This is a genomic window from Sorangium sp. So ce381 (genome assembly GCF_051473845.1).
GTDB lineage: Bacteria > Myxococcota_A > Polyangia > Polyangiales > Polyangiaceae > Sorangium > Sorangium atrum.
The window spans coordinates 12747933-12767435 of sequence record NZ_CP150336.1 but is presented as its reverse complement, the minus strand read 5'-3'; the positions used below and the strand labels follow the sequence as shown (position 1 = coordinate 12767435).

General features: G+C 68.0%; 12 protein-coding genes. 8 read left to right on the top strand and 4 right to left on the bottom strand.

All coding sequences use genetic code 11. The annotated features are described in order from the left end of the window. Window positions 1–337 precede the first annotated feature (337 nt). The 7 genes from WMF29_RS48010 (at window position 338) to WMF29_RS47980 (ending at window position 10459) form a co-directional block, all read left to right on the top strand. Complete coding sequence (locus tag WMF29_RS48010; RefSeq protein WP_437326720.1) at window positions 338–1453, top strand: ABC transporter ATP-binding protein; 1116 nt, start codon at window positions 338–340, stop codon at window positions 1451–1453. Next, on the top strand, window positions 1446–2339 hold the full coding sequence (locus tag WMF29_RS48005) for an ABC transporter permease (protein WP_437326719.1): 894 nt from the start codon (window positions 1446–1448) through the stop codon (window positions 2337–2339). Before WMF29_RS48010 ends, WMF29_RS48005 begins: the two co-directional genes overlap by 8 nt. Then, the gene (locus tag WMF29_RS48000) at window positions 2336–3166 is read left to right on the top strand and encodes an ABC transporter permease (RefSeq protein WP_437326718.1); all 831 of its coding nucleotides are present in this window, start codon (window positions 2336–2338) and stop codon (window positions 3164–3166) included. Before WMF29_RS48005 ends, WMF29_RS48000 begins: the two co-directional genes overlap by 4 nt. 706 nt (window positions 3167–3872) lie before the next feature. Continuing rightward, entirely contained in the window at window positions 3873–6695 is a 2823-nt protein-coding gene (locus WMF29_RS47995; protein WP_437326717.1) for a TonB-dependent receptor domain-containing protein, read from the top strand. Window positions 6696–7575: 880 nt separating this feature from the next. Next, window positions 7576–9087 (top strand): flavin monoamine oxidase family protein, encoded by a 1512-nt coding sequence (locus tag WMF29_RS47990; RefSeq protein WP_437326716.1) that lies wholly within the window; start codon window positions 7576–7578, stop codon window positions 9085–9087. Window positions 9088–9244: 157 nt separating this feature from the next. Then, complete coding sequence (locus WMF29_RS47985; RefSeq protein WP_437326715.1) at window positions 9245–9508, top strand: hypothetical protein; 264 nt, start codon at window positions 9245–9247, stop codon at window positions 9506–9508. 90 nt (window positions 9509–9598) lie between these two features. Further along, window positions 9599–10459 carry a carbon-nitrogen hydrolase family protein gene (locus tag WMF29_RS47980; RefSeq protein ID WP_437326714.1) on the top strand — a complete coding sequence of 287 codons (861 nt, stop codon included), beginning with the start codon at window positions 9599–9601 and terminating at the stop codon, window positions 10457–10459. A 10-nt stretch (window positions 10460–10469) separates the two neighbouring features. On the opposite strand, the gene speB is transcribed toward WMF29_RS47980, so the two are convergent. Then, entirely contained in the window at window positions 10470–11513 is a 1044-nt protein-coding gene (speB, locus tag WMF29_RS47975; protein ID WP_437326713.1) for an agmatinase, read from the bottom strand. A gap of 316 nt (window positions 11514–11829) precedes the next feature. Next, window positions 11830–12903 carry a polyamine ABC transporter substrate-binding protein gene (locus WMF29_RS47970; protein WP_437326712.1) on the bottom strand — a complete coding sequence of 358 codons (1074 nt, stop codon included), beginning with the start codon at window positions 12901–12903 and terminating at the stop codon, window positions 11830–11832. Window positions 12904–13432: 529 nt separating this feature from the next. On the opposite strand from WMF29_RS47970, the gene WMF29_RS47965 reads away from it, so the two are divergent. Further along, window positions 13433–13633: a hypothetical protein gene (locus tag WMF29_RS47965; RefSeq protein ID WP_437326711.1), complete on the top strand. Its 201-nt coding sequence runs from the start codon at window positions 13433–13435 to the stop codon at window positions 13631–13633. Here WMF29_RS47965 and WMF29_RS47960 read toward each other — a convergent pair. After that, window positions 13626–15839, bottom strand: a complete 2214-nt coding sequence (locus WMF29_RS47960; protein ID WP_437326710.1) for a SulP family inorganic anion transporter — start codon at window positions 15837–15839, stop codon at window positions 13626–13628. The two genes, WMF29_RS47965 and WMF29_RS47960, sit on opposite strands and share 8 nt — an antisense overlap. A 215-nt stretch (window positions 15840–16054) precedes the next feature. Beyond that, the gene (locus WMF29_RS47955) at window positions 16055–19141 is read right to left on the bottom strand and encodes an AAA family ATPase (RefSeq protein ID WP_272096873.1); all 3087 of its coding nucleotides are present in this window, start codon (window positions 19139–19141) and stop codon (window positions 16055–16057) included. Window positions 19142–19503: the final 362 nt, after the last annotated feature.

Here is a 19503-nt window from a genome sequence, read left to right as displayed (position 1 = left end):
GAACGCGTGGGGAACGCGCGCCCGACGCGCGGCGAAGCGCGCCGGAACGCGCAGGGGGAGCGCGCTCCGAGCGCATTGGGCGCGCTCCAGCGACGCGCAAACCCTGCGCGGCGCTGGAGCGCACCGCGAGCAGGATCGGCAGAAAGGTGGCACGCCCAGGGGAAGGGCGGTAGCGTACGCCGCCTGCGAGCGAAAAGAGCCCGGCCGGGCGCGCGCCGCTCAGCCGGTCAGCCCGGCGCGCACCCAGTTGACAACGGGAGGGCATCATGGTCTGCGTAGTACGCTCCGAGGCTTCGGAAGCGGTTCGGAAAGCGCCACGCGCAAAGGGTTTGCTGGGGTGATCCAGAGGTTGAGAGACTTCTTCTCGTCGCCGGGGCAGCGCAGCATGGCGCCCCTGACCGAGAGCGTGGCCGAGCGCAACCCGGGATGCAGCCTCGTTGTAGAGAACGTCAGCAAGAGCTTCGGTAAGACACAGATACTGAACGACGTGTCGTTCACGGCGGAGGCCGGCGAGTTCGTCACGCTCCTCGGGCCTTCCGGCTGCGGCAAGACGACGCTGCTCCGCATCATCGCGGGGCTCGATCGCGCGGATCGGGGGCAAATCCGCCTCGCGGGCAGGGCGGTTGACCACCTGCCGGCGAACCGCAGGCCGGTGAACACCGTGTTCCAGAACTACGCGCTGTTCCCGCATCTGACCGTGTTCGAGAACGTGGCCTTCGGCCTGAGGTCGCGCAGCTTCCCTGATGCCGAGGTGCGCGAGCGCGTGCGTTCGAGCCTCTCGATGCTGAAGCTCGATGACCTCGCGGAGCGGTATCCGCACCAGATCTCGGGCGGCCAGAAGCAGCGAGTCGCGCTCGCGCGCGCGGTCGTCAACGAGCCTGAGGTGCTGCTGCTCGACGAGCCGATGTCGGCGCTCGACGCGAAGCTGCGCGCCGAGGTCCAGCTCGACCTGCGCCGGCTCCAGCGCGCGCTCGGGAAGACGTTCGTGCTCGTCACGCACGATCAGGACGAGGCGATGACCGTCTCGGACCGCATCGTGCTGATGAACAAGGGCCGCATCGAGCAGCAAGGGGCGACGGCCGAGGTGTACGAGCGGCCGCAGAGCCGCTTCGCCGCCGAGTTCTTCGGCGCGGCCAACCTCATCTCTGCGCAGCGCGTCGGCGCCACGCTCGTCTTCACGACGGTGGGCGCGCTGCGGGTGCAGACCAAGCCTCAGTGGGAGTACGGCACGCTCGCGATCCACCCCGAGTGGATCGAGCTCTGCGAGAACGAGCCGGCGGAGAACGGCGTGCGCGGCGTGGTGAAGGAGAGCTTCTACCGCGGCGATCACGTGGAGCTCATCATCGAGCCCGGGCCGCTGCGCGTGCAGCTCAGCCCCCGCTCGCGGCTCAAGCCCGGCTCCTCGGTCTGGCTCGCCCTGCCCGCCGAGCGGCTCGAGGTGCTCAGTGACTGAGCCCACGGTCTGGTATGGCCAGCTGACGACGCGGCGCAGGCTCCTCGCGCGGGGGTCGCTGCTCATCGCGGGCGGCGTCTCCTGGCTGTCCGTGTTCCTCCTCTTGCCGAGCCTGGCGCTCCTCGTCGTGTCGTTCCTCAAGCGCGACGCGGACGGCGCCCTGCTCTGGGAGCTGTCGTTCGAGTCGTTCGAGCGCATCTTCGGCTCCGCGTCCGGCGAGAACGCGCGCATCCTCATCAGGAGCATCGTCCTCGCGCTGGTCGTGACGACCGCCTCCGTGATGCTCGCGTATCCGATGGCCTTCTTCATCGCTCGCGGCTCGCGGAGCCGGCGGTTCTTCTGGCTCGCGCTCATCATCGTCCCGCTCTGCACGAACCTCGTGATCCGCACGTTCAGCTGGAAGCTCCTGCTGTCGGCGCAGCTCCTGCCTGCCAAGCTCGCCGCCTGGCTCGGGTGGATCGACCCGGGCCGCGACGTCTATCCCAGCTGGACGGCGGTCACGATCGGCCTCGTCGCGGCCTCCCTCCCGTTCGCGGTGGTCCCCCTCTACACGAGCATCGATCGTCTCGACTGGTCGCTCGTCGAGGCCGCGCAGGATCTCTATGCGTCGCGGCTGCGCATCTTCCTCGCGGCGATCCTGCCGCAGACCCTCCCCGGCCTCAGCGTCGCAGTCCTCCTCACGTACGTCCCAGCGATGAGCGTCTTCGTGGTGAGCGACATGCTCGGCGGCGCGAAGCACTGGCTGATTGGGAACCTCATCCAGCACCAGTTCGGCCCGGGGCGGAACATCCCTTACGGCGCGGCGCTCAGCCTGGTGCTCATCGTTCTGACGCTGGGCGGAGTGTCCCTCTACCGCCGGAATGGGCGCTCCGTGGAGATCCTGTGAAGCTCGGCCGGGGCCTCTGGCGCGCGCTGACGACGATCGCCGCCTTCTTCGGCTTCGCGCTCCTCTACCTGCCGCTCTTCGCGGTCGCCGTCTACTCGTTCAACGCCGCGGAGCGGGGCCTGCTCTGGACCGGCTTCTCGGTTCGCTGGTACCTCGATCTCTTCGCCGATCCCGAGACCAACCGGCGTGCGCTGGAGATCCGCGAGGTCGCCGTGAACACCCTGGTGCTCGGCGGCGCCTCCACGCTCATCGCGACGGTCCTCGGGACGCTGCTCGCCCTGGGGATGCACTTTCCGTGGCCGAGCTCCGTGAGTCGCGTGCTCGAGTCGATCGTCGACATCCCGGCGGTCGCTCCCGACATCACGTTCGCGGCGGTGCTGGTCATGGCGTTCAACGTGCTGCGCCGCGTGGTGGACCAGTGGTTCGAGCCCAGCATGACGACGATGATCATCGGTCATGTGACGTTCGAGATCGCGTTCGTGACGCTCATCGTCCGCAGTCGGCTCATCGCCATCGGGCCGACGCTGAGCGAGGCCGCGATGGACCTCTATGCGTCGCCCTGGATCCACTTCCGGAGGGTCACGCTCCCCCTCCTGTGGCCTGCGATCGTGGGGGGCGCCATGCTGGCGTTCACGCTGTCGCTCAACGACTTCGTGATCAGCTTCTTCACGTCCGGCCCACGCTCGGTCACGCTCCCGCTCTACGTCTACCAATCTCAGATGCGCGGCGTGCGGACCGACCTGTTCGCGATTTCAACGCTCCTCCTGATCGGCGTGGCGGTGTCCATCGTGCTCCTGGAGCGGCTGACCCGCTGGAGGCACAATTGAGCCGCCGGCCCGGCCTCGCAGACGAGGCGGCGGAGGCGGCGGAGGCGGCGGAGGACAGCGCGCCGGGCGCTGGGTGGCTGAGCGGTTCGCGCGCCGCGCGAGCCCGGCGGACTCCTGCGCGTCAGCGCAGCGATGCAGCGCCCTTGTTCACCTTGGCGACGGGCCTGACCAGCGCGTGACCAGCGCTCCATCTCCCTCGGGCTCCCTCGGGCTCGCGCGCAGCCCGGCACCGGGGCGCCGAGCTCGAGCGCTTGCCTGACCGCGTCTCCTGCGGGGCGCCGAGCCCGGACCGCGCGCCGCCCCGGGCTCTGCTCACTCTGTCATGCGCTCCGCGCAGGGAGCCTACACAGCGGCGTCCACGCGGGCGTGAGGTCCTCGGCCGCCTGTGCGAACAGGTTGGATCGGCTGACGGCTTACGGTAAGCTGACCCGGCAATGCGGCTGTTTCGTCCCAAGCTCGCCGGGTCTTTGCGTGACGGCTGGACCCGGCGGACGGCGCTTTGCGCTCCACTTCGACCGTTGGGAATCGAGATCGAAAGATGAGCTTTCGTCGCTCCGCACTCCTACTCATACTCGTAGCACTCCTCACATTCTCCGGTCGGCCTGCCTGGGCGGATGATCTGGCCGATGAGGCCGATCTGCACTTCAGGATCGCCACGGAGCGCTATTCGGCGCGTGACTACCGAGGCGCCCTGGAGCACTTCCTGGTGTCGAACCGGCTCGTCCCGAACCGAAACGTCATCTTCAACATCGCCCGAACTTACGAGGCTCTCCAGGAGTATCCAGACGCATTTCGCTACTATGTTCAGGCGCTCGATCTCGAGCCCAACGCCGCGCGCAGGCCGGCCATCGAGGAGGCGCTCGCGCGCATCCGGCCCAACGTCGCCGTCATCAACGTGACGACGGATCCGCCGGGAGCGACGGTGTACATCAACCGCCGCGATCTCGGCGGCCGCGGCAGCACGCCCCGCCTCCTCGGCTTCCAGCCCGGCAAGCACAAGATCATCGTCGACCTCGAGGGGTATGAGCCGGCGGAGGTCGAGAACGTCGAGGCGAAGATCGGCGAGCAAACGAACGTCGCGGTCAAGCTGAAGCGCATCGTCGGCACGGTGCGCGTGGTCGGTGAGACGGCGGGCACCGTCGTGCGGGTCAACGACGCGAGCGGCCCTCCCGCGTGCACCGCGCCGTGCGATCTCACGCTGCCTCCCGGCAGGCACCGCCTCTACCTTGCGCAGGAGGGTTATCAGCCGTCGGAGCAGGACGTGAACGTGGCGGCCGCGAGCACGGTGACCGCGCGTTACCGGCTCAACCCGCTCACCGGCAGCCTCGTCGTCAACGCGGACGAGCGCGACGCGCTCGTCGAGGTCGACGGAAAGCCGATGGGCTTCACGCCCGCGGTCCTCAACGTGCAGAGCGGCCAGCGCCGCGTGCGCGTCTCACTGCGCGGCTTCCGCCCCGTCGAGCAGTCAGCCAACGTGGTGGCTGGACAGCAGACCCGAATCGACATTTCCCTCCGGCAGCTCGAGGAGGTCGAGGCCGCGTCGCGTACGGCGGAGGCCGTCGAGGACGCGCCCGGCTCGGTCACGATCATCTCGGGCCAGGAGCTCCGCGCGATGGGGTATCCGACCGTCGCAGAGGCCTTGAGGGGCATGCGCGGCGTCTACACGACGTACGACGGCACCTACTCCTGGGTCGGCATCCGCGGGATCAGCATCCCCGGCGACTACAGCAACCGCGTGCTCGTTCTGCTCAACGGGCACTCGATCAACGACACGTGGGACGGCCTCGCGTTCGCCGATCAAGCGGCGCGCACCGACCTGGAGGACGTCGAGCGGATCGAGGTCGTCCGTGGCCCCGGCTCGCTGCTCTACGGTACGGGCGCGTTCGTCGGCGTCATCAACATCGTGACCAAGGGCCGCCCGACGTCGTTCGGCGCGGGCGTCGGCGTGGGCGCGGCGCAGCACGGCTTCATCCGGGGCCGCGCCCAGGTGCAGGTGCCCTTCGGGCGCGACTCCGGCATGTGGCTGTCGGTCGCCGGCGGCCACGGTCAAGGGCGAGACTACTACCTGCCGATCCCGGCCGGACTCGAGGACAAGTGGAAGAACAGGGATGCCAACTCCCGCGACGCGGACCACTTCAATGTCGGGACGGTGCAGGGGCGGCTCTGGTACAAGTCCCTCTCTGCGCAGGTGTCCTACAACGAGCGCAAGAAGGCGCTCCCGAGCGGCGCCAACTACACCATGGTCGGCGACGACAGGACGTTTTACCGCGACAGGCGCGGGTTCGCCGAGCTCACGTTCTCGCCGCGGTTCTCCGATAGCTTCTCGATGACGACCCGCGTGGGCGTCGACATGCAGCTCTACGATGACACGCTGTGGCTGGTCGACGCCGGGACCGAGACGACCCATGACGTCGAGCAGTACCAGGACACGTGGCTGCTCGCGGATCAGCGCTTCGAGGTCTCACCGCTCCGCGAGCTGAAGGTCACCGTCGGCGCCGAGGGCCAGATACACCTGCTCGGCAGGCAGCGCATCGAGGAGAACCGGTGCGGTGTTACTCCGTGCATCGACGAGCTCATCCTGCCCGTCGGCGGCCTCGATCCCGACAACGAGGATCTGTTCGACTCGCATCCTTACCAGATCCTCGCCGGCTACGGCGTTGTCGACTTCGTCCCGTCCGACCGCGTCCGCGTCTCCGCGGGCGCTCGTATCGATTACTACAACTACGGGAAGGACAAGCTCAGCTTCAACTCCGGTATCAGCCCGCGTATCGCGCTCGTCGTCAAGCCCTACGAAGGGGGCAACCTGAAGGTCACCGGCGGCCGCGCGTTCCGCGCTCCGCCCATCTACGAGCTCTTCCTGACGGTGCCCTCGAGCTACTTTGACCCGGGGTTCAATCCGGAGGATACGGATGAAGAGCGGATCGGTCCCGAGAGCGTGCTCTCGGGAGAGGTCGAGTTCACGCACCGGCTCTCGTCCACGCTCTCCTTGCTCGGCGCGGGGTACGTGAACTACATGACCGACATGATCGCGCAGACCGGCTCGTTCACGGCAGAAGAGCACGGGAGGTACGACAACACCAAGGAGCCGATCCTCGTGATGGGCGCGGAGGCCGAGCTGCGCCGCGAGTGGCGCCAGGGCTGGATGGCCTCTCTCTCCTACTCCTATTCACGGGCGCGGTACCTCGATAAAGGAGACGTCGACGAGGTGCTCAAGAAGGTGCCCAACTCGCCGGAGCACATGGCCGCCGTCAAGGGGACCGTGCCGCTGTTCGGAAAGGCCCTGATGCTGTCGACGCGCCTCACCGTCGAGTCGTCGCGCCTCGACAAGACCCTGACGGAGACCGATCCCGCGGTGATCTGGGACGTCGTCCTCTCCGGCCAGGCGGACGTGGCCGGCCTCCGCTACAACATGGGCGTCTACAACGTCGCCGACTGGGAGTACGAGGCCCCCATCTCGCCCCAGTTCACGGCGACCAGGATGCCGCAGGCAGGCCGCACCTTCCTCCTCTCGGCCAACCTGAACTTCTGATCATCGCGCGGCCGTCCTGGCCGCGCGCTCTCCACCTCACGCCCATCACCTCTCGGCGCTCCGCCCCCGCGCCGCCCTGCTCGAGCGCCGCGCAGGGTGGCCAGCGCAGCGCGTGACCTCGCGCCCCGCGGGCCATCGAGCGGCGTCGTCTCAGCGACCTCATCCATTCCAGGCGTGGCGCAAGCCACACCCGCTGCACCGTTCCACTCTGGCAGGAGCTCCACCGCTGCACGCGGTTCGCGCCACGCTCGAATTCAACACCTCGCGTGAACTCAGCGCCTGGACCGGCCTCGCGCGTTATGCAGCGCTCTCGGACACTTCCTTGCCCGACGCAAATCGTGCGCCGGGGCGCAAATCACGCACGATCCTCCGCAGTCCACGATCGAGGCGCGATGGTGTGGAGCGGTGCGCTCGCCTCATGGCCGTCGTCGACAAAGCGGCGATCCGGCGGTGCGCGGCCACGTAACCAACGTAACCAACGTAACCAACGCAACCGAGACCCGTAACCGAGACCCGTAACCGAGACCAAGTGACCACATCATCGGACGCCCGCACCTTTTGTGGCGATCGGCGCGGTCATGATTTTGCTTGAAAGCAAAACATCGCTTGTCCATCATGGTCACTCGTGACTATCTGCTCCTCGACCTCGGATCACGCGGCACACGGCGCGCGCGGTCCGGAGCGACGGCGGAACAACGGGCGCGCCGCTCGGCGGATCGCGCCGCGACCAGGAGCGACCAGGAGAGCGATGGGCGCCGATTTTCGCGCCGACCCCCTAGGTCACGAGAGGAGCGCGCGTCGGGTATTCCGCCCGCGGCGCGCCATCTTGACGGCGTTTTTGCCAACCTGACTATCGTCAGCCAGCCCGAGCAAGAGGTCCATGCTGTCCGACCGCCCGATCGATGTCCCCGAGCAATCGTTCGCATCCGTCTACGACCGGCGTCGTCTCGCGGCGGCAGGGGAGATGCTGCCCCGGCTGTGGGACACTCTACCTGAATGGCCGAGCGTCGGCGGCGGGCGCCGCGTCATCGTGCTCGGCGGCGGGATCTCAGGGCTGTGCACCGCATGGTCGCTGCGGAAGGCCGGGTTCGACCCGATCATCCTCGAGCGGAATGACCGTGTGGGCGGCCGCTTCTACACGCTCCGGAACCACTTCGGCGACCAGCACGCCGAGCTCGGCGTCACCCGGATCGCCGACACCCACGTCCTCACGCTCGCCTATGCGCGCCACTTCGGGCTGGAGATCCTCGAGTATCCGCTCGACGCGACGCAGCTGTACTACGTCATGGGCCATCGCTTCCTGAGCACGTCGCGAGGCAAAGCGCACTATCCTGCTGACTTTCCGCTCACTCCGGAAGAGCGGGACATCGACGCTGAGTCCCTCAACCTGCAGCTCGCGGCGAAGGCGTTCTCGGTGATCGGAGACCCGCGGGACACGCAGTGGCCACCGGCGACCGTCCGCAAGGACTTCTCGGGCGAGACGTTCTACCGCAGCCTGGACCGGACCGGGGCCTCGCACGCCGCGAGGGAGATCTGCCGCGCGTACGAGGGCACGGAGATCGAGATGTTCAGCGGCCTCGCCTGGTCGGCGAACCAGCGGCTCGACGCCAAGTGGTTCCACACCTACGCGATCGCCGGCGGGAACGACCGCCTGACCACCGCGTTCGCCGACGATCTCGGCGATCGCATCCTCAAGGGGGCCCATGTGCAGCGGGTGATCTCCCGCGAGGACGGCGTGACCGTCGAGTTCCTCAGGAACGGGGACCCCGAGACGATCGAGGGCGACTTCGTGGTGTGCGCGCTCCCCCACCGCATCCTGCTCGAGGTCGCGTTCGACCCGCCGCTCTCCGGCCCCAAGCACCGCGCCGCGTCGGAGATCCCGATGTTCACCGTCACCCGCCTCAACTTCCAGTTCTCGCACCGGTTCTGGGCGGATGAGGGCATCATCGGGCTGCTCGCGGCATGCACGACCACGCCCATCGAGCGTCTGTGGGACCTGACCTCGCTCCAGCCGGGCACCTCCGGCATCCTCACGGCGTACGTGCAGGACCGCAACGCCGCGGCGCTCGACGAGCTGCCCACCGCGGCCGATCGCATCGAGTTCGGGCTCAAGACGATGGAGTCGTTCTTCCCGAAAGCCCGGGAGTACTTCCAGAAGGGGCTGTCGTTCTCGTGGCACCACCAGCCGTACACGCGAGGCGGCTGGCCCGCGTTCCGGCCTGATCAGACCGACCTGATCGCGGATCTCCAGCGCGGGGAAGGGCGCGTCGTCTTCGCCGGCGATCACACGTGCCTCTACACGGGCTGGGCGCAAGGGGCCCTCGAGTCGGCGCACTTCGCCACCGCCGAGGTGATCGCGGCGGCGCGCGGGTCGATCGAGCCGACCACCTGAGCGAGCTCGCCACGCGCCCGCCCGGCGCTACGTTCACGGAGTCCCGCCGGACGCGCGCCGCAGAGGGCATCGGCGTTAACCAAGCTCGTTCGGTCACGCTCAGGGCACGAAGCCCGCGCCCCGCCCCCCACCATCGGTCACCAACGTAAACGTGAACGTGAACGTTTACGTGAACGTTTACGTGAACGTGAACGTGAACGTGAACGTGAACGTGAACGTGAACGTTTACGTGAACGTGAACGTGAACGTGAACGTGAACGTGAACGTGAACGTGAACGTGAACGTGAACGTGAACGTGAACGTGAACGTGAACGTGAACGTGAACGTGAACGTGGTCGTGGTCGTGGTCGTGGTCGTGGTCGTTCACGGCCTATCGTTGACGACCACGACCACGACCACGACCACGACCACGACCACGTAAACGACCACGTAAACGTTCGGATGTAGGAGAACGCGGCGCGAAGATTGGTTGACGCCTCTGCGCCGCAGAGGGGTGTATAACCTCGCTGGTATGGCTCGCCTCCTCCACATCATCGGAGTCCAGTCCCGGCCCGTGCCCGGCGACCCTGCTGCGACGCTCGAGAAGCTCGAGCGCGAGGTACAGACGCTGGGGGTCTCGTTCCCCGAGGCGCAGCTCTACCTGTTTCCCGAGCTGTGGCTCACGGGGGACCACCCGTTCCGCCACCCTTCCCCGTCGCGCGAGCTCGCCCAGCCGATCCCGGGGCCGCTCACGAGGCGGCTCGGCGCGATCGCGCGCAGGGCCGGGAGGTGGCTCTGCGCCGGGTCGATCTACGAGCGCGCGGGCGACAAGCTGCACAATACCGCGGTCGTCTTCTCGCCGAGCGGCAAGCTCGTCGCGCGGTACCGCAAGCTCTATCCGTGGATGCCCTTCGAGACCTGTGCGCCGGGCGATGAGCCCGCGCCCGTGTTCGACATCCCGCGCGTCGGCCGGCTCGGGCTCATGATCTGTTACGACGGCTGGTATCCCGAGGTCGCGCGCGGCCTGGCGCTGCGCGGCGCCGAGGTGATCCTGCACCCGACGCTCACCACGACGCCGGATCGCGAGGAGGAGCTCGTGCTCGCCCGCGCCCGCGCGATCGAGAACCAGTGTTACGTGGTGAACGTGAACGCCGCGGTGGAGATCGGCGGCGGGCGCTCCATCGCCGTCGATCCCGAGGGCCGCGTCCTCTTCCTGGGCGGCTCCGGGGAGGAGTACCTCGGGGAGGTGCTCGATCTCGACCGCGTCCAGACGGTCCGCGCGCACGGCACGCGCGGGCTGAACCGCGTGCTCCGCCAGTTCACCGAAGACTCGCCAGATGCGGTGTTCGCGCCGTACCGAGCTCGGGCTCCGCGCCGCCAGACACGCTCGTAGAGCCGCCGCTCTAACGACACTCTCCCTCGGCCGGCTCCCTTGCTTTCTCGGCCGGCTCCCGTGCTTTCTGAGCGCCAGGCCGGCAGGCGATGAGCCCGAGCCCCTCGTGGGCGATGGTCGCACCCGCGAGCGCCGTGATCTCACCCACGTCGTACGCGGGCGCGACCTCCACGACGTCCATGCCGACGAGCGCGATGCCCTGGAGCCCACGCAGGATCTCCAGCGCGACCGCGGTCGACATCCCCCCGCAGACCGGCGTGCCGGTGCCGGGCGCGAAGCTCGGATCGAGGAAGTCGATGTCGAACGTCAGGTAAACCTCGTGGTCCCCGACGATGTTACGCACGTGCTCGATCACCGCCCTCGCGCCATGGCGATGAACCCAGGGCGCGTCGAGCACCTGGAAGCCGAGCGTATCGGCGTTGTAGGTGCGGAGCCCTATCTGCGCCGAGCGGCTGGGCTCCACGAGGCCCTCCCGCGCCGCGTGGAAGAACATGGTGCCGTGATCGACCCGCCCCGATCCGACCTCGTCGCTCCACGTGTCGGAGTGAGCGTCGAAATGGATCAGCGAGAGCTTGCCGCGGCGCTTGGACACGGCGCGCAGGATCGGGTAGCTCACGAAATGATCCCCCCCGATCGAGAGGGGCGTCACCCCGGCGTCGAGGATGCGGCCGATGTGCTCCTCGATGGCGACAGGGCTCTCCTCCGGACGCCCGTAATCCCAGACGCAGTCGCCATAGTCGACCACGGCGAGCCGGTCGAGCGGGTCGAACTCGTAGCCGTAAGGGCGGTTCCACGCGAGCTGCGCCGAGGCCTCCCTCACCGCGCGCGGACCGAAGCGCGTCCCTGGACGGTTGCTGGTCGCCGTGTCGAGCGGGATGCCGGTGACCGCCACATCGACGCCGGTCAGATCGCGCGTGTACTTGCGACGCAGGAAGGAGAGCGCGCCGCTGTAGGTCGGCTCGCGCCGGACGCCATAGAGGCTATCGGCCGTGAACGCGTTGTCGACGATCATGCCTCTCGCGCGAGAAGCGGTCTTGGAGCGATGATCTTCCATGGGGGTCCTTACGTTCCGATCGACGCACTCCACCTCGTCGCGTCGGGCGCCTTCGGCGCGGTGCGCTCCGGTGGCAACGAGCTGCTACGCCGTGCGCTCCAGCCGGGCTCGTCGCTCACGCGTCGGGGACGCGTCGGCGAGAGGAGCGCCGCGCCAGAGTGACACGTCGATTGCAACGAAGCATTCAGTTTTGCCAGGGACTCTGCGCAGCGGCCCGGATTCCAGCTCGGGCGTGCGCTCGACACCGGCGCGTCGCGCAGCATTGGCATCGCCGTGATCTGAGGCTGAACACCTCGTTGGCGCCATTGCCTCGCGGTCAGTTCGATTTCACGGCCGCCCAGACCTCGTCGTAGAGCTTGGCCGCCTCACCGAGATCGCGATGGGCCTCCAGGCGGGTCGCCAGGTCGCCCGTCGGGTAGATGAGCTGGTTCGTCCGATCTTCGACCGGCAGCTGGGCCTGCGAGGCGCTGTTCGGGGTCGCGTACTTCGTCATCATCGAGAGCTGCGCGCCGCCCTCGGGGGTCAGCATGTAATTGATGAACTTGTGCGCCAGCTCGGGGTGGGGCGACTTGGTCGGCACGGTCATCACGTCGACCCAGATCACGGAGCCTTCCTTCGGAATGACGAGGGCGAGGCGATCCTTGTCCTCCCAGACCACCTTCTGCGCGTCCCCGTTCCAGACGACCGCCATGTCGACGGAGCCGCCCTTCACGTCCTGCGTCGCGCCGATGCCGCCCTTGAAGCCGAGGCACTTCGGATTGCTCTTGGCCTCCTTGAGGATGCGCCCGGCCTCCCGGATCTCTTCGGGCTTCGACGTGTTGCTGGAAAAACCCTTGTACTTCAGCGCCGCGCCGACCATGTCCCGCATCTCGTCGATCAGCACGAACGTCCCCGGCGTCTTCTGGGCGTCGAAGAGCACGCCCCACGTCGGATCCATGTTCGGGATCTTCTTCTTGTTGTAGATGATCGCGACAGTGCCCCACTGGTAGGGGATAGAATACTTGTTGTTCTCGTCGAAGTTCGGGCCCGAGAACCGCGACTCGAGGTTCTTGAGGTTGGGGAGCAGGGCGTGATCCAGGGGGCGGATGAGCCCGCGGCGCGCGAGCCGCCCGCTGGCGTGGGCCGCCATCACGACGACGTCGTACTGCGCGTCGGCGCCCGCATAGGCGAGCTTGCTCTCCATCTCCTCGGTGGAGTCGTAGATCGTGAGCCGCAGACGGGCGTTGTTCTGCGTCTCGAAGTCCTTGATGCTCTTGTCGTCCAGGTAGTTCGGGAAGATGAGGACGCTGAGCTCGGAGGGCTGAGCTGCAGGTTCCTTCGCGCCCGACTCTGCACGTGCTTCAGCAGGAGCCTTATCTTTGCCGCAGGCGGCGACCGATAGGACACCCAACAGAATGGCTAATACCATCAGGGGTCGACGTTGAGTTTGCATAAGTTGTCCTTTCTCCAGCTGCTCAAGGCGGACAGGCCTGCGGGGGTTCGCTGGCGCGATGCTGGCCTCTGAGATCTCCGGGAGCGCCAACCACCGGAGCGCGTCTGCGGACCGAGGCCCCCATCGGCCGGTAGGACGCGCGCGGGACGCCGGGCAGCCCCGGCCGCAACCCTGGGGTTCGTGGATTGCAAGCGCGCGTCCCCTTGTCAAGGGAAATGTGATGCGCAGTAAGCAACACGACTGGCCTTCTCATTGGGAGCGAAACCACGACTGTTCGCAAGCTTAGGCGAATCGTACATTTCGTGGCTCTGAATCCGAAAGAGATCGTCGAAATTGCATTCAAATGTGTGTTCGCCGCGCATCCGCGCGCCTCTGGGATAGCGATTACACGGGATTGTTCTCTCCCAGGTGAAACGGCGCGCGGCACGGCAATGCATGTTTCGGCGCGACCGGAACACAGGACCGCAATGCTCGCAGGTTGCGCTCGGTGTTCGTGCGCATCGTGCGCGTCGTGCTCGATCGGATCGGCCGGATCCAGGTGCTCACGCGTGCAGCATTGAAGAGCGCGCACGTCGGCCCCCCGGCGCGCGGCGCGCACCGGCGAGAGGCGTCCTGCCGTCGCACCATGCTGCAAGCGAGTCTCCACGGGAACGCAACACTCCAGGCCGATCCGATCGAGCCTAATTGAACAGCGATTTAACGGGCCCCGTCGAGTGCACGATCCTCCGGGCCAGCAGCGTGACCACGTTGTGATGGAAGGCCGCGGCCAGCTCGGGCGCCTCCGCCGTCATTCGCTGCAGCGCCTCCTCCGAGAGCCGGTAGAGCGTGGACTGCCGGCTGGCGGTGACCGTCGCCGACCGCTTCTCTCCCATGTAGAGCCCGGACTCGCCGACGACCGACCCCGGCCCCATCGTGCGGAGCCGCTTCACCTTCTTCCCGTCGATCTCGAGCCAGGCCGTGAGCTCTCCGCTCTCGATGAGGTAGAGCTCCTTCGAGACATCTCCGGCCCGGAACAGATCGAACCCATCCGGGAGCTCCACGCGCTCGAGGTAGCCGAGAAAACGCAGCATTTCATCGCGACCGCCGAATACGTCCTGGAGATCGTAGAACAGCATCGGAGGCGGCAGCATGCTGGGCGGCGCCTCCGCGATGATGTCCTTCTCACACGCCTCGAGGCCTCGATCCAGATCCGGGTAGATCTGGCAGACGTCGTCACCGTCGCGGACGAAGACCTCACCCCGCTCGAGGTGATTGCGGATGTCCACACGCACCTCCGTGAAGAAGAGCTTGACGCCGTTCGCCTTGGCGAGCCTGCGGAGCCGGAGGAAGCTCGCGATGGCGGACGAGTCGATGCCGTTGACGTGGCGGAAGTCGAGGAGCAGATAGCGCACCTCGCCGTCGTCGCTCTGGATGCGCTGCTGGGCGGTCGAGAGGAGATTGTACGCCGTCCCGAAGAAGATATACCCTTGGAGCTGGAGCACGTAGAGCTGCTTGGCGCGCTCCGTCAGGGTCATCTCCTCGCCGTCGCTGCGAGCGACGTTGCTGCGCAGGTGGAGACCGGAGATGGCGTTGCGCACCACCTCGATGCGGCTGTAGCTGAGCGCGAAGAGGATGAACGAGACGCCGAGCCCCACGCCGATGCCGACGAGGAAGCCCCGGACGGCGACGACAAGGAGGATCACCACGATGACGAAGTACTCGATGCGCCGCAGCCGGAACCAGCCCTCGTAGAGCGTGTTGATGAGGAAGTGGAAGCCCAGATAGGCGATCAGGCCCCCGAGGACGGGGCGCGGGAAGTACAGGATGGCGTCGGCGCCGACGAAGAGCACGACGCAGCTGATCGCCGCCGCGACCAGGCCCGAGACGCGGCTGTTCGAGCCGGCCTTGAAGCTCATCGACGACTCGGCCAGCGACAGGTAGCCGACCATGCCGCCAAACAGGCCGGTGACGATGTTCGCGACGCCCGTGGCCCGCAGCTCGCGGTCGAGATCGATCTCCTGCTCCGTCGCGAGCTCGACGCCGGACGCGCTGAGCAGCACGGTGATGGCGGCCATGATCGTGACGGCGGCCATGTTGCCCGCGCTGCCGAACAGGACCCCCCAGTCCACCTTCCCGAGGTCCGAGGCGGCGATCGGCGGCCAGAGCGACGCGGCCGGGAACGGGCCGAGGAGCCAGCCGCTGTCGAGCACCTGCTGCACGCTGACGCCGGCGAGCCCCACCGAGACGTAGAACACGACGATCGAGCCCCCGAGCAGCACGGGGAGGAGCAGGAGCGACGAGAACCGCCGCAGCACCAGGAGGAGCAGGACGCCGAACACGAGGCCCGGGAGGACCCGCTTCAAGAGCTCCGGATCCGTCGCCACGGCCGGAAAGATGTCGAGCGCCGATGGCTGACCGGACATCACCGAGATCGAGCCCTGGAGGAGGAGCCAGCCGGCGCCTGCGATGAAGCCGCCGGCCACGGGGTACGGGATGAAGCGGACCAGGATGCCGAGCCGTAAGAGGCCGAGCAGCAGGAAGAAGCCGCCCGCGACCACCGAGGTGATCGCGATGGCGGCCACGATCGTCGGGAACGGGCTCGCCGTCGGGTCCTTCTGCGCGATGCCGGTCGTGATCGCCGCCGCCATCGAGGCGAGAATGACGGCTGCGTCCTCCTGCGGCGCGGCGATCACCGGCTTGTAGGAGCTGAGCAGGGAGACGATCACGCCGACGATGACGGAGCTGATCAGGATGATGCCGATCCCTCGCGAGAGGTAATCGGCCAGCCCGTGGTTGAATATCAGCGCGCCAAGAGAGATATCGAACGAGACGACCAGCGTCCCCGAGACCATTCCGGCGATCACGGCGGGCATGAGCTTGGAAGGCTTCGCCTTCTCAAGGAGCTCCTCGTTCAACAGCGCAGGTGACTCCTTTGTTGCCTGTCGTGTCATGCTCTTGGGAGACCTCTTATCGATTGTCAGCGGAATTCGCAGGGCGGCGAGGGCCGGGTCACGCCGGCGCCGCGCGGGCCGGCGGGGCCTCTGCGCCGCGATCTAGGGAGCGCGCGACGACGTCGGACGGCGGGGCCGCTTTCGCGTGGGCGGAGGGCACGGCAGCGTCCCCCACCGGCTCAAGAGGCCCCCAGCTCACGCTCGATGGCAGCGGCCTGCTCCTGCAGGGCCTCCGCCTCGCCGAGGTGGCCGCTCAGCCGGTGCAGCTTCGCGAACTCCCCGAGGAGCCTCGCCTCCTCGCGCCGGTTCCCGATCTGCCGCTCGACCGTGATCGCGCGCGAGTAGAGCGTGCGGGCGGCGTCGTACCGGCCCTGGACGGCGTAGGCCATCCCGAGGCTCGCGAGCGTGAGCCCCTCGGCCGGCAGGTTGCCCGCCTCGCGCGCGGCGCGCAGCCCCTCTTCCCAGTACGTGCGCGCGTCGTCCGGCTGCTGCATCGCCCAGTGCGTGCGGCCCAGGCCGAGGAAGCCGAGCGCCTCGGACCCGCGATCGCCGAGCTTCTGGGCGTCGGTGAGCACGCGGATGTGCTCCTGCCGCGCCTCCTGGTACCGCCCCCTCGCCTCGAGGACGTCGCGCGCGAACTCGTACCGCACGACGACGCTCTCGGGCGTGGGCTCCGGCGAGAGCTTGAAGTAGACGCGGTAGAGGCGGGTCGCCTCCTCGTGGGCGTAGCGCGCCGCCGCCTTGCGGGCGCCCGCGAGGAAGTAGCGGCGCGCGTGGTCCACCTTGCCCGCGCGGCGCCAGTGGCGGCCGAGCGCGACGAGCTGGTCCTCGAGGTCGTCGCCGTAGAGGCTCTCGATCGCCTCGGCCGCGAGCCGGTGGAGCTCCTGGAGCCGCGCGCGGGACTGCATCTCGTAGGCCGCGTTGCGGAGCAGCGCGTTGCTGAACTGGAAGCGCCGCTCCGTCATCTGCGACCAGATGCACTGCGCCTCGCCGATGCGCACGTGCTCCTCGAGCACGGAGGCGTCGGGGAGCATCAGCGCGAGCACGCGCAGGTCGAACTCGCGCCCGAGGACGGCCGCGGCGACGATCGTCTGCTTCACCTTCGCGTCGAGCCGGTCGAGGCGCGAGATGAGCAGGCTGTTCACGTTCTTCGGCGGCATGAACGTGTTCGAGATCGAGATGGAGCTCGAGCTCGATCCGTAGCGCCCGTCCTCGAGCCAGTAGGCGAGGATCTCCTGCGCGAAGAACGGGTTGCCGCCGGCCGTCTCGCAGAGGAGCGTCGCGAGCATGTCCGGCATCGGGCCGCCGAAGAACGGGACCGCGAGCGCGAGCAGCTGCTCGCGCGGCAGCGGCTTCAGCTCGATCACGTTCTCGGAGATGCCCGGGTCGAGCGGGATGCGGACGGGGGTGCCGTCGTCCTTGCGCCGCGTCGTACAGATGATGGCGATGGGCAGCCCCCGGCACGCGCGCGCGATCACGCGCACCGCCTCGAGCGAGTCCTCGTCGGCCCAGTGGGCGTCCTCGAGGTGCAGGATCACCGGCTGGAGCGACGCCTCGGCGAGGAAGACGAAGCTCAGCGCCGAGAGCGTGCTCGTGTACCGGAGCTTCGGGTGCAGGCGCTCGTACGGCGAGTCCTCCCAGCGGATGCCGATGAGCGCGGCGAACACCGAGCGCGCGCGATCGAGCTCGCGCTTCAGCGCGGCCTGGCTCTCGGGCAGGCGCTCGAGGAGGTACTCGAACGCGTCGTCGAAGTTCGTGAGCTTCTCTTCCTTGCCGAGCGCGGAGGACTCCCAGAAGTACTCCTTCAGCGCGAACTCGAACGCGTTCAGCGAGCTCTGGAGCGTCTGGTCGCAGCGCGCGTCGATCCACAGGAAGGGCCGGTCGCTCTGGTGCTCCTCGCACCGGTGGCGGAAGCGCTGCACGAGGTAGCTCTTCCCGAGCCCCGGCTCGCCGTCGATGTACGTGATCCCGGCCGGCTTGCCCTCGAAGATCGGCCCGACGTAGCGCGCGAGCTGCTCGATCTCCGCCTCGCGGCCGATGAGGCCGAGGTCGTAGAACTCCTTCTGGACCGAGATGCGGCGGCGCTCCAGCGAGTAGACGAGGATGGGCAGATCGAAGCCCTTGAACCGGAAGATGTTCTCCGTCGTCCACTGGTAGCTCGTCTCGCCGGCGCGGAAGACCTGCTCGTCGGCCCAGATCGCCGACCAGGGGGCCTTCGCGACGAGGCGCGCGGCGAGGTTCGTCGCGCGGCCGATGCACGCGAACTCGTGCCGCTCGGTGCCGCCGTTGAAGCCGGCGTACCGGACGTCGCGCGTGATCCCCGCGCGGAGGCGCATCTGCCGGAGGCCGCGCTTCTTCAGCTCCAGCGCGAAGTCGAGCGCGCGATCGTTGTCGTTCTCGTGGGTGATCGGGGCGCCGAAGTGGATCAGCGCGGCGATGCCGAGATCGCCCGCGTCGATGCCCGTGAAGGTGCCGCCGTAGAGCTCGGAGAGCTCGTGCAGGAGGCGCGTGAGCTCCGCGAAGCTCGGGATCTGCTCGAACGAGAGGAAGACGCTCGTGACGTTGCGGAACTCGCCCTCCGGGGGCATGTCCGCGACGCCCCTCGCCACGAACGCGGTGCCCTCGCCGCGCGGCGGGTTCCTCGGCACCTGCGGCATCCTGGGCGCCGGCACGTCGCCGAGCTTGTAGACGCCCTCGCCGTGGTACTTCGCGCTCGCGGGCGGGATGCGATCGCAGAGCGCGCGATCGAGGAGGATGTCGCCCTTCAGCGCTTGCCGCTCGATCGCGACGCACGCGGCGAGCGCCTGCCCGTGGAAGTGGTAGTACGCGCGCTCCGGGGAGATGCGGACGATGCCCCACTCGACCGAGCCCCACGCGAGCCCCATCCGGAACGAGAACGGGAAGCTGCCGAAGGGCGTGTCGCGCTCGGGGTGCTCCGCGAACAGGTCGCGCATCGCGAGCGCCGCGCCGAGCACGTACTCGGCGACCTTGCGGTCCGGCGTGTCCTGGAACAGCGCCGTGAACGCGTCGCCCGCGAAGTTCGTGATGAAGCCCCCGGCGTGGTGGACCGCTGCGATGAGCGGGTCGAAGTAGTACCGGAGCGTGCCGGCGAGCGTCTCCGCGCCCGCGCGGCCGTGCTGCATCAGCTTCTCCGTGAGCTCGGTGAAGCCGGGGATGTCGATCATCAGCACCGCCCCCGTGAAGCTGCCCTCGGTGTTGCCGAGAGCGTCTTGCTGGATGATGAAGTCGGGGACGAGCGGGTTCATTTCCTTGCTCCTCAGCAACGGATCCCGCTTGGAATCGGCCTGGGAAGCGCGTCTGCGGGACGCAGAGCCTGGAGTCTACTGCCGGCGGGAACGGATGAATACCGGGATCTTCGATCGATCGTTCGGGCGGTGGCTCGGGAGGTCTGGGAAGGCCCGGTTCGCCGCTGGATTTGACGTTCCTCGCGCAGCGCGGGCTGGCGAGCGTGCGCGTGTCCGTGCGCGCACTCCTGCGCATATTCCGGAGAATGCGGCACATCGTCTCCTTCACCGTCACCGTGCGCACCGCGCGCACCGAGCGGGGCGTGCTCGCCCGCGGAAAGCCTGGAACAAGGTGCCTCCACCTCGGCGGGGACATCCGCCCA

What these genes read in the sequence shown, in the direction of transcription:
- WMF29_RS47990 (WP_437326716.1), top strand. Translation starts at nt 7,576, where the DNA reads ATGCTGTCCGACCGCCCGATCGATGTCCCCGAGCAATCGTTCGCATCC.
- WMF29_RS47980 (WP_437326714.1), top strand. Translation starts at nt 9,599, where the DNA reads ATGGCTCGCCTCCTCCACATCATCGGAGTCCAGTCCCGGCCCGTGCCC.
- speB (WP_437326713.1), bottom strand. Translation starts at nt 11,513, where the DNA reads ATGGAAGATCATCGCTCCAAGACCGCTTCTCGCGCGAGAGGCATGATC.
- WMF29_RS47955 (WP_272096873.1), bottom strand. Translation starts at nt 19,141, where the DNA reads ATGAACCCGCTCGTCCCCGACTTCATCATCCAGCAAGACGCTCTCGGC.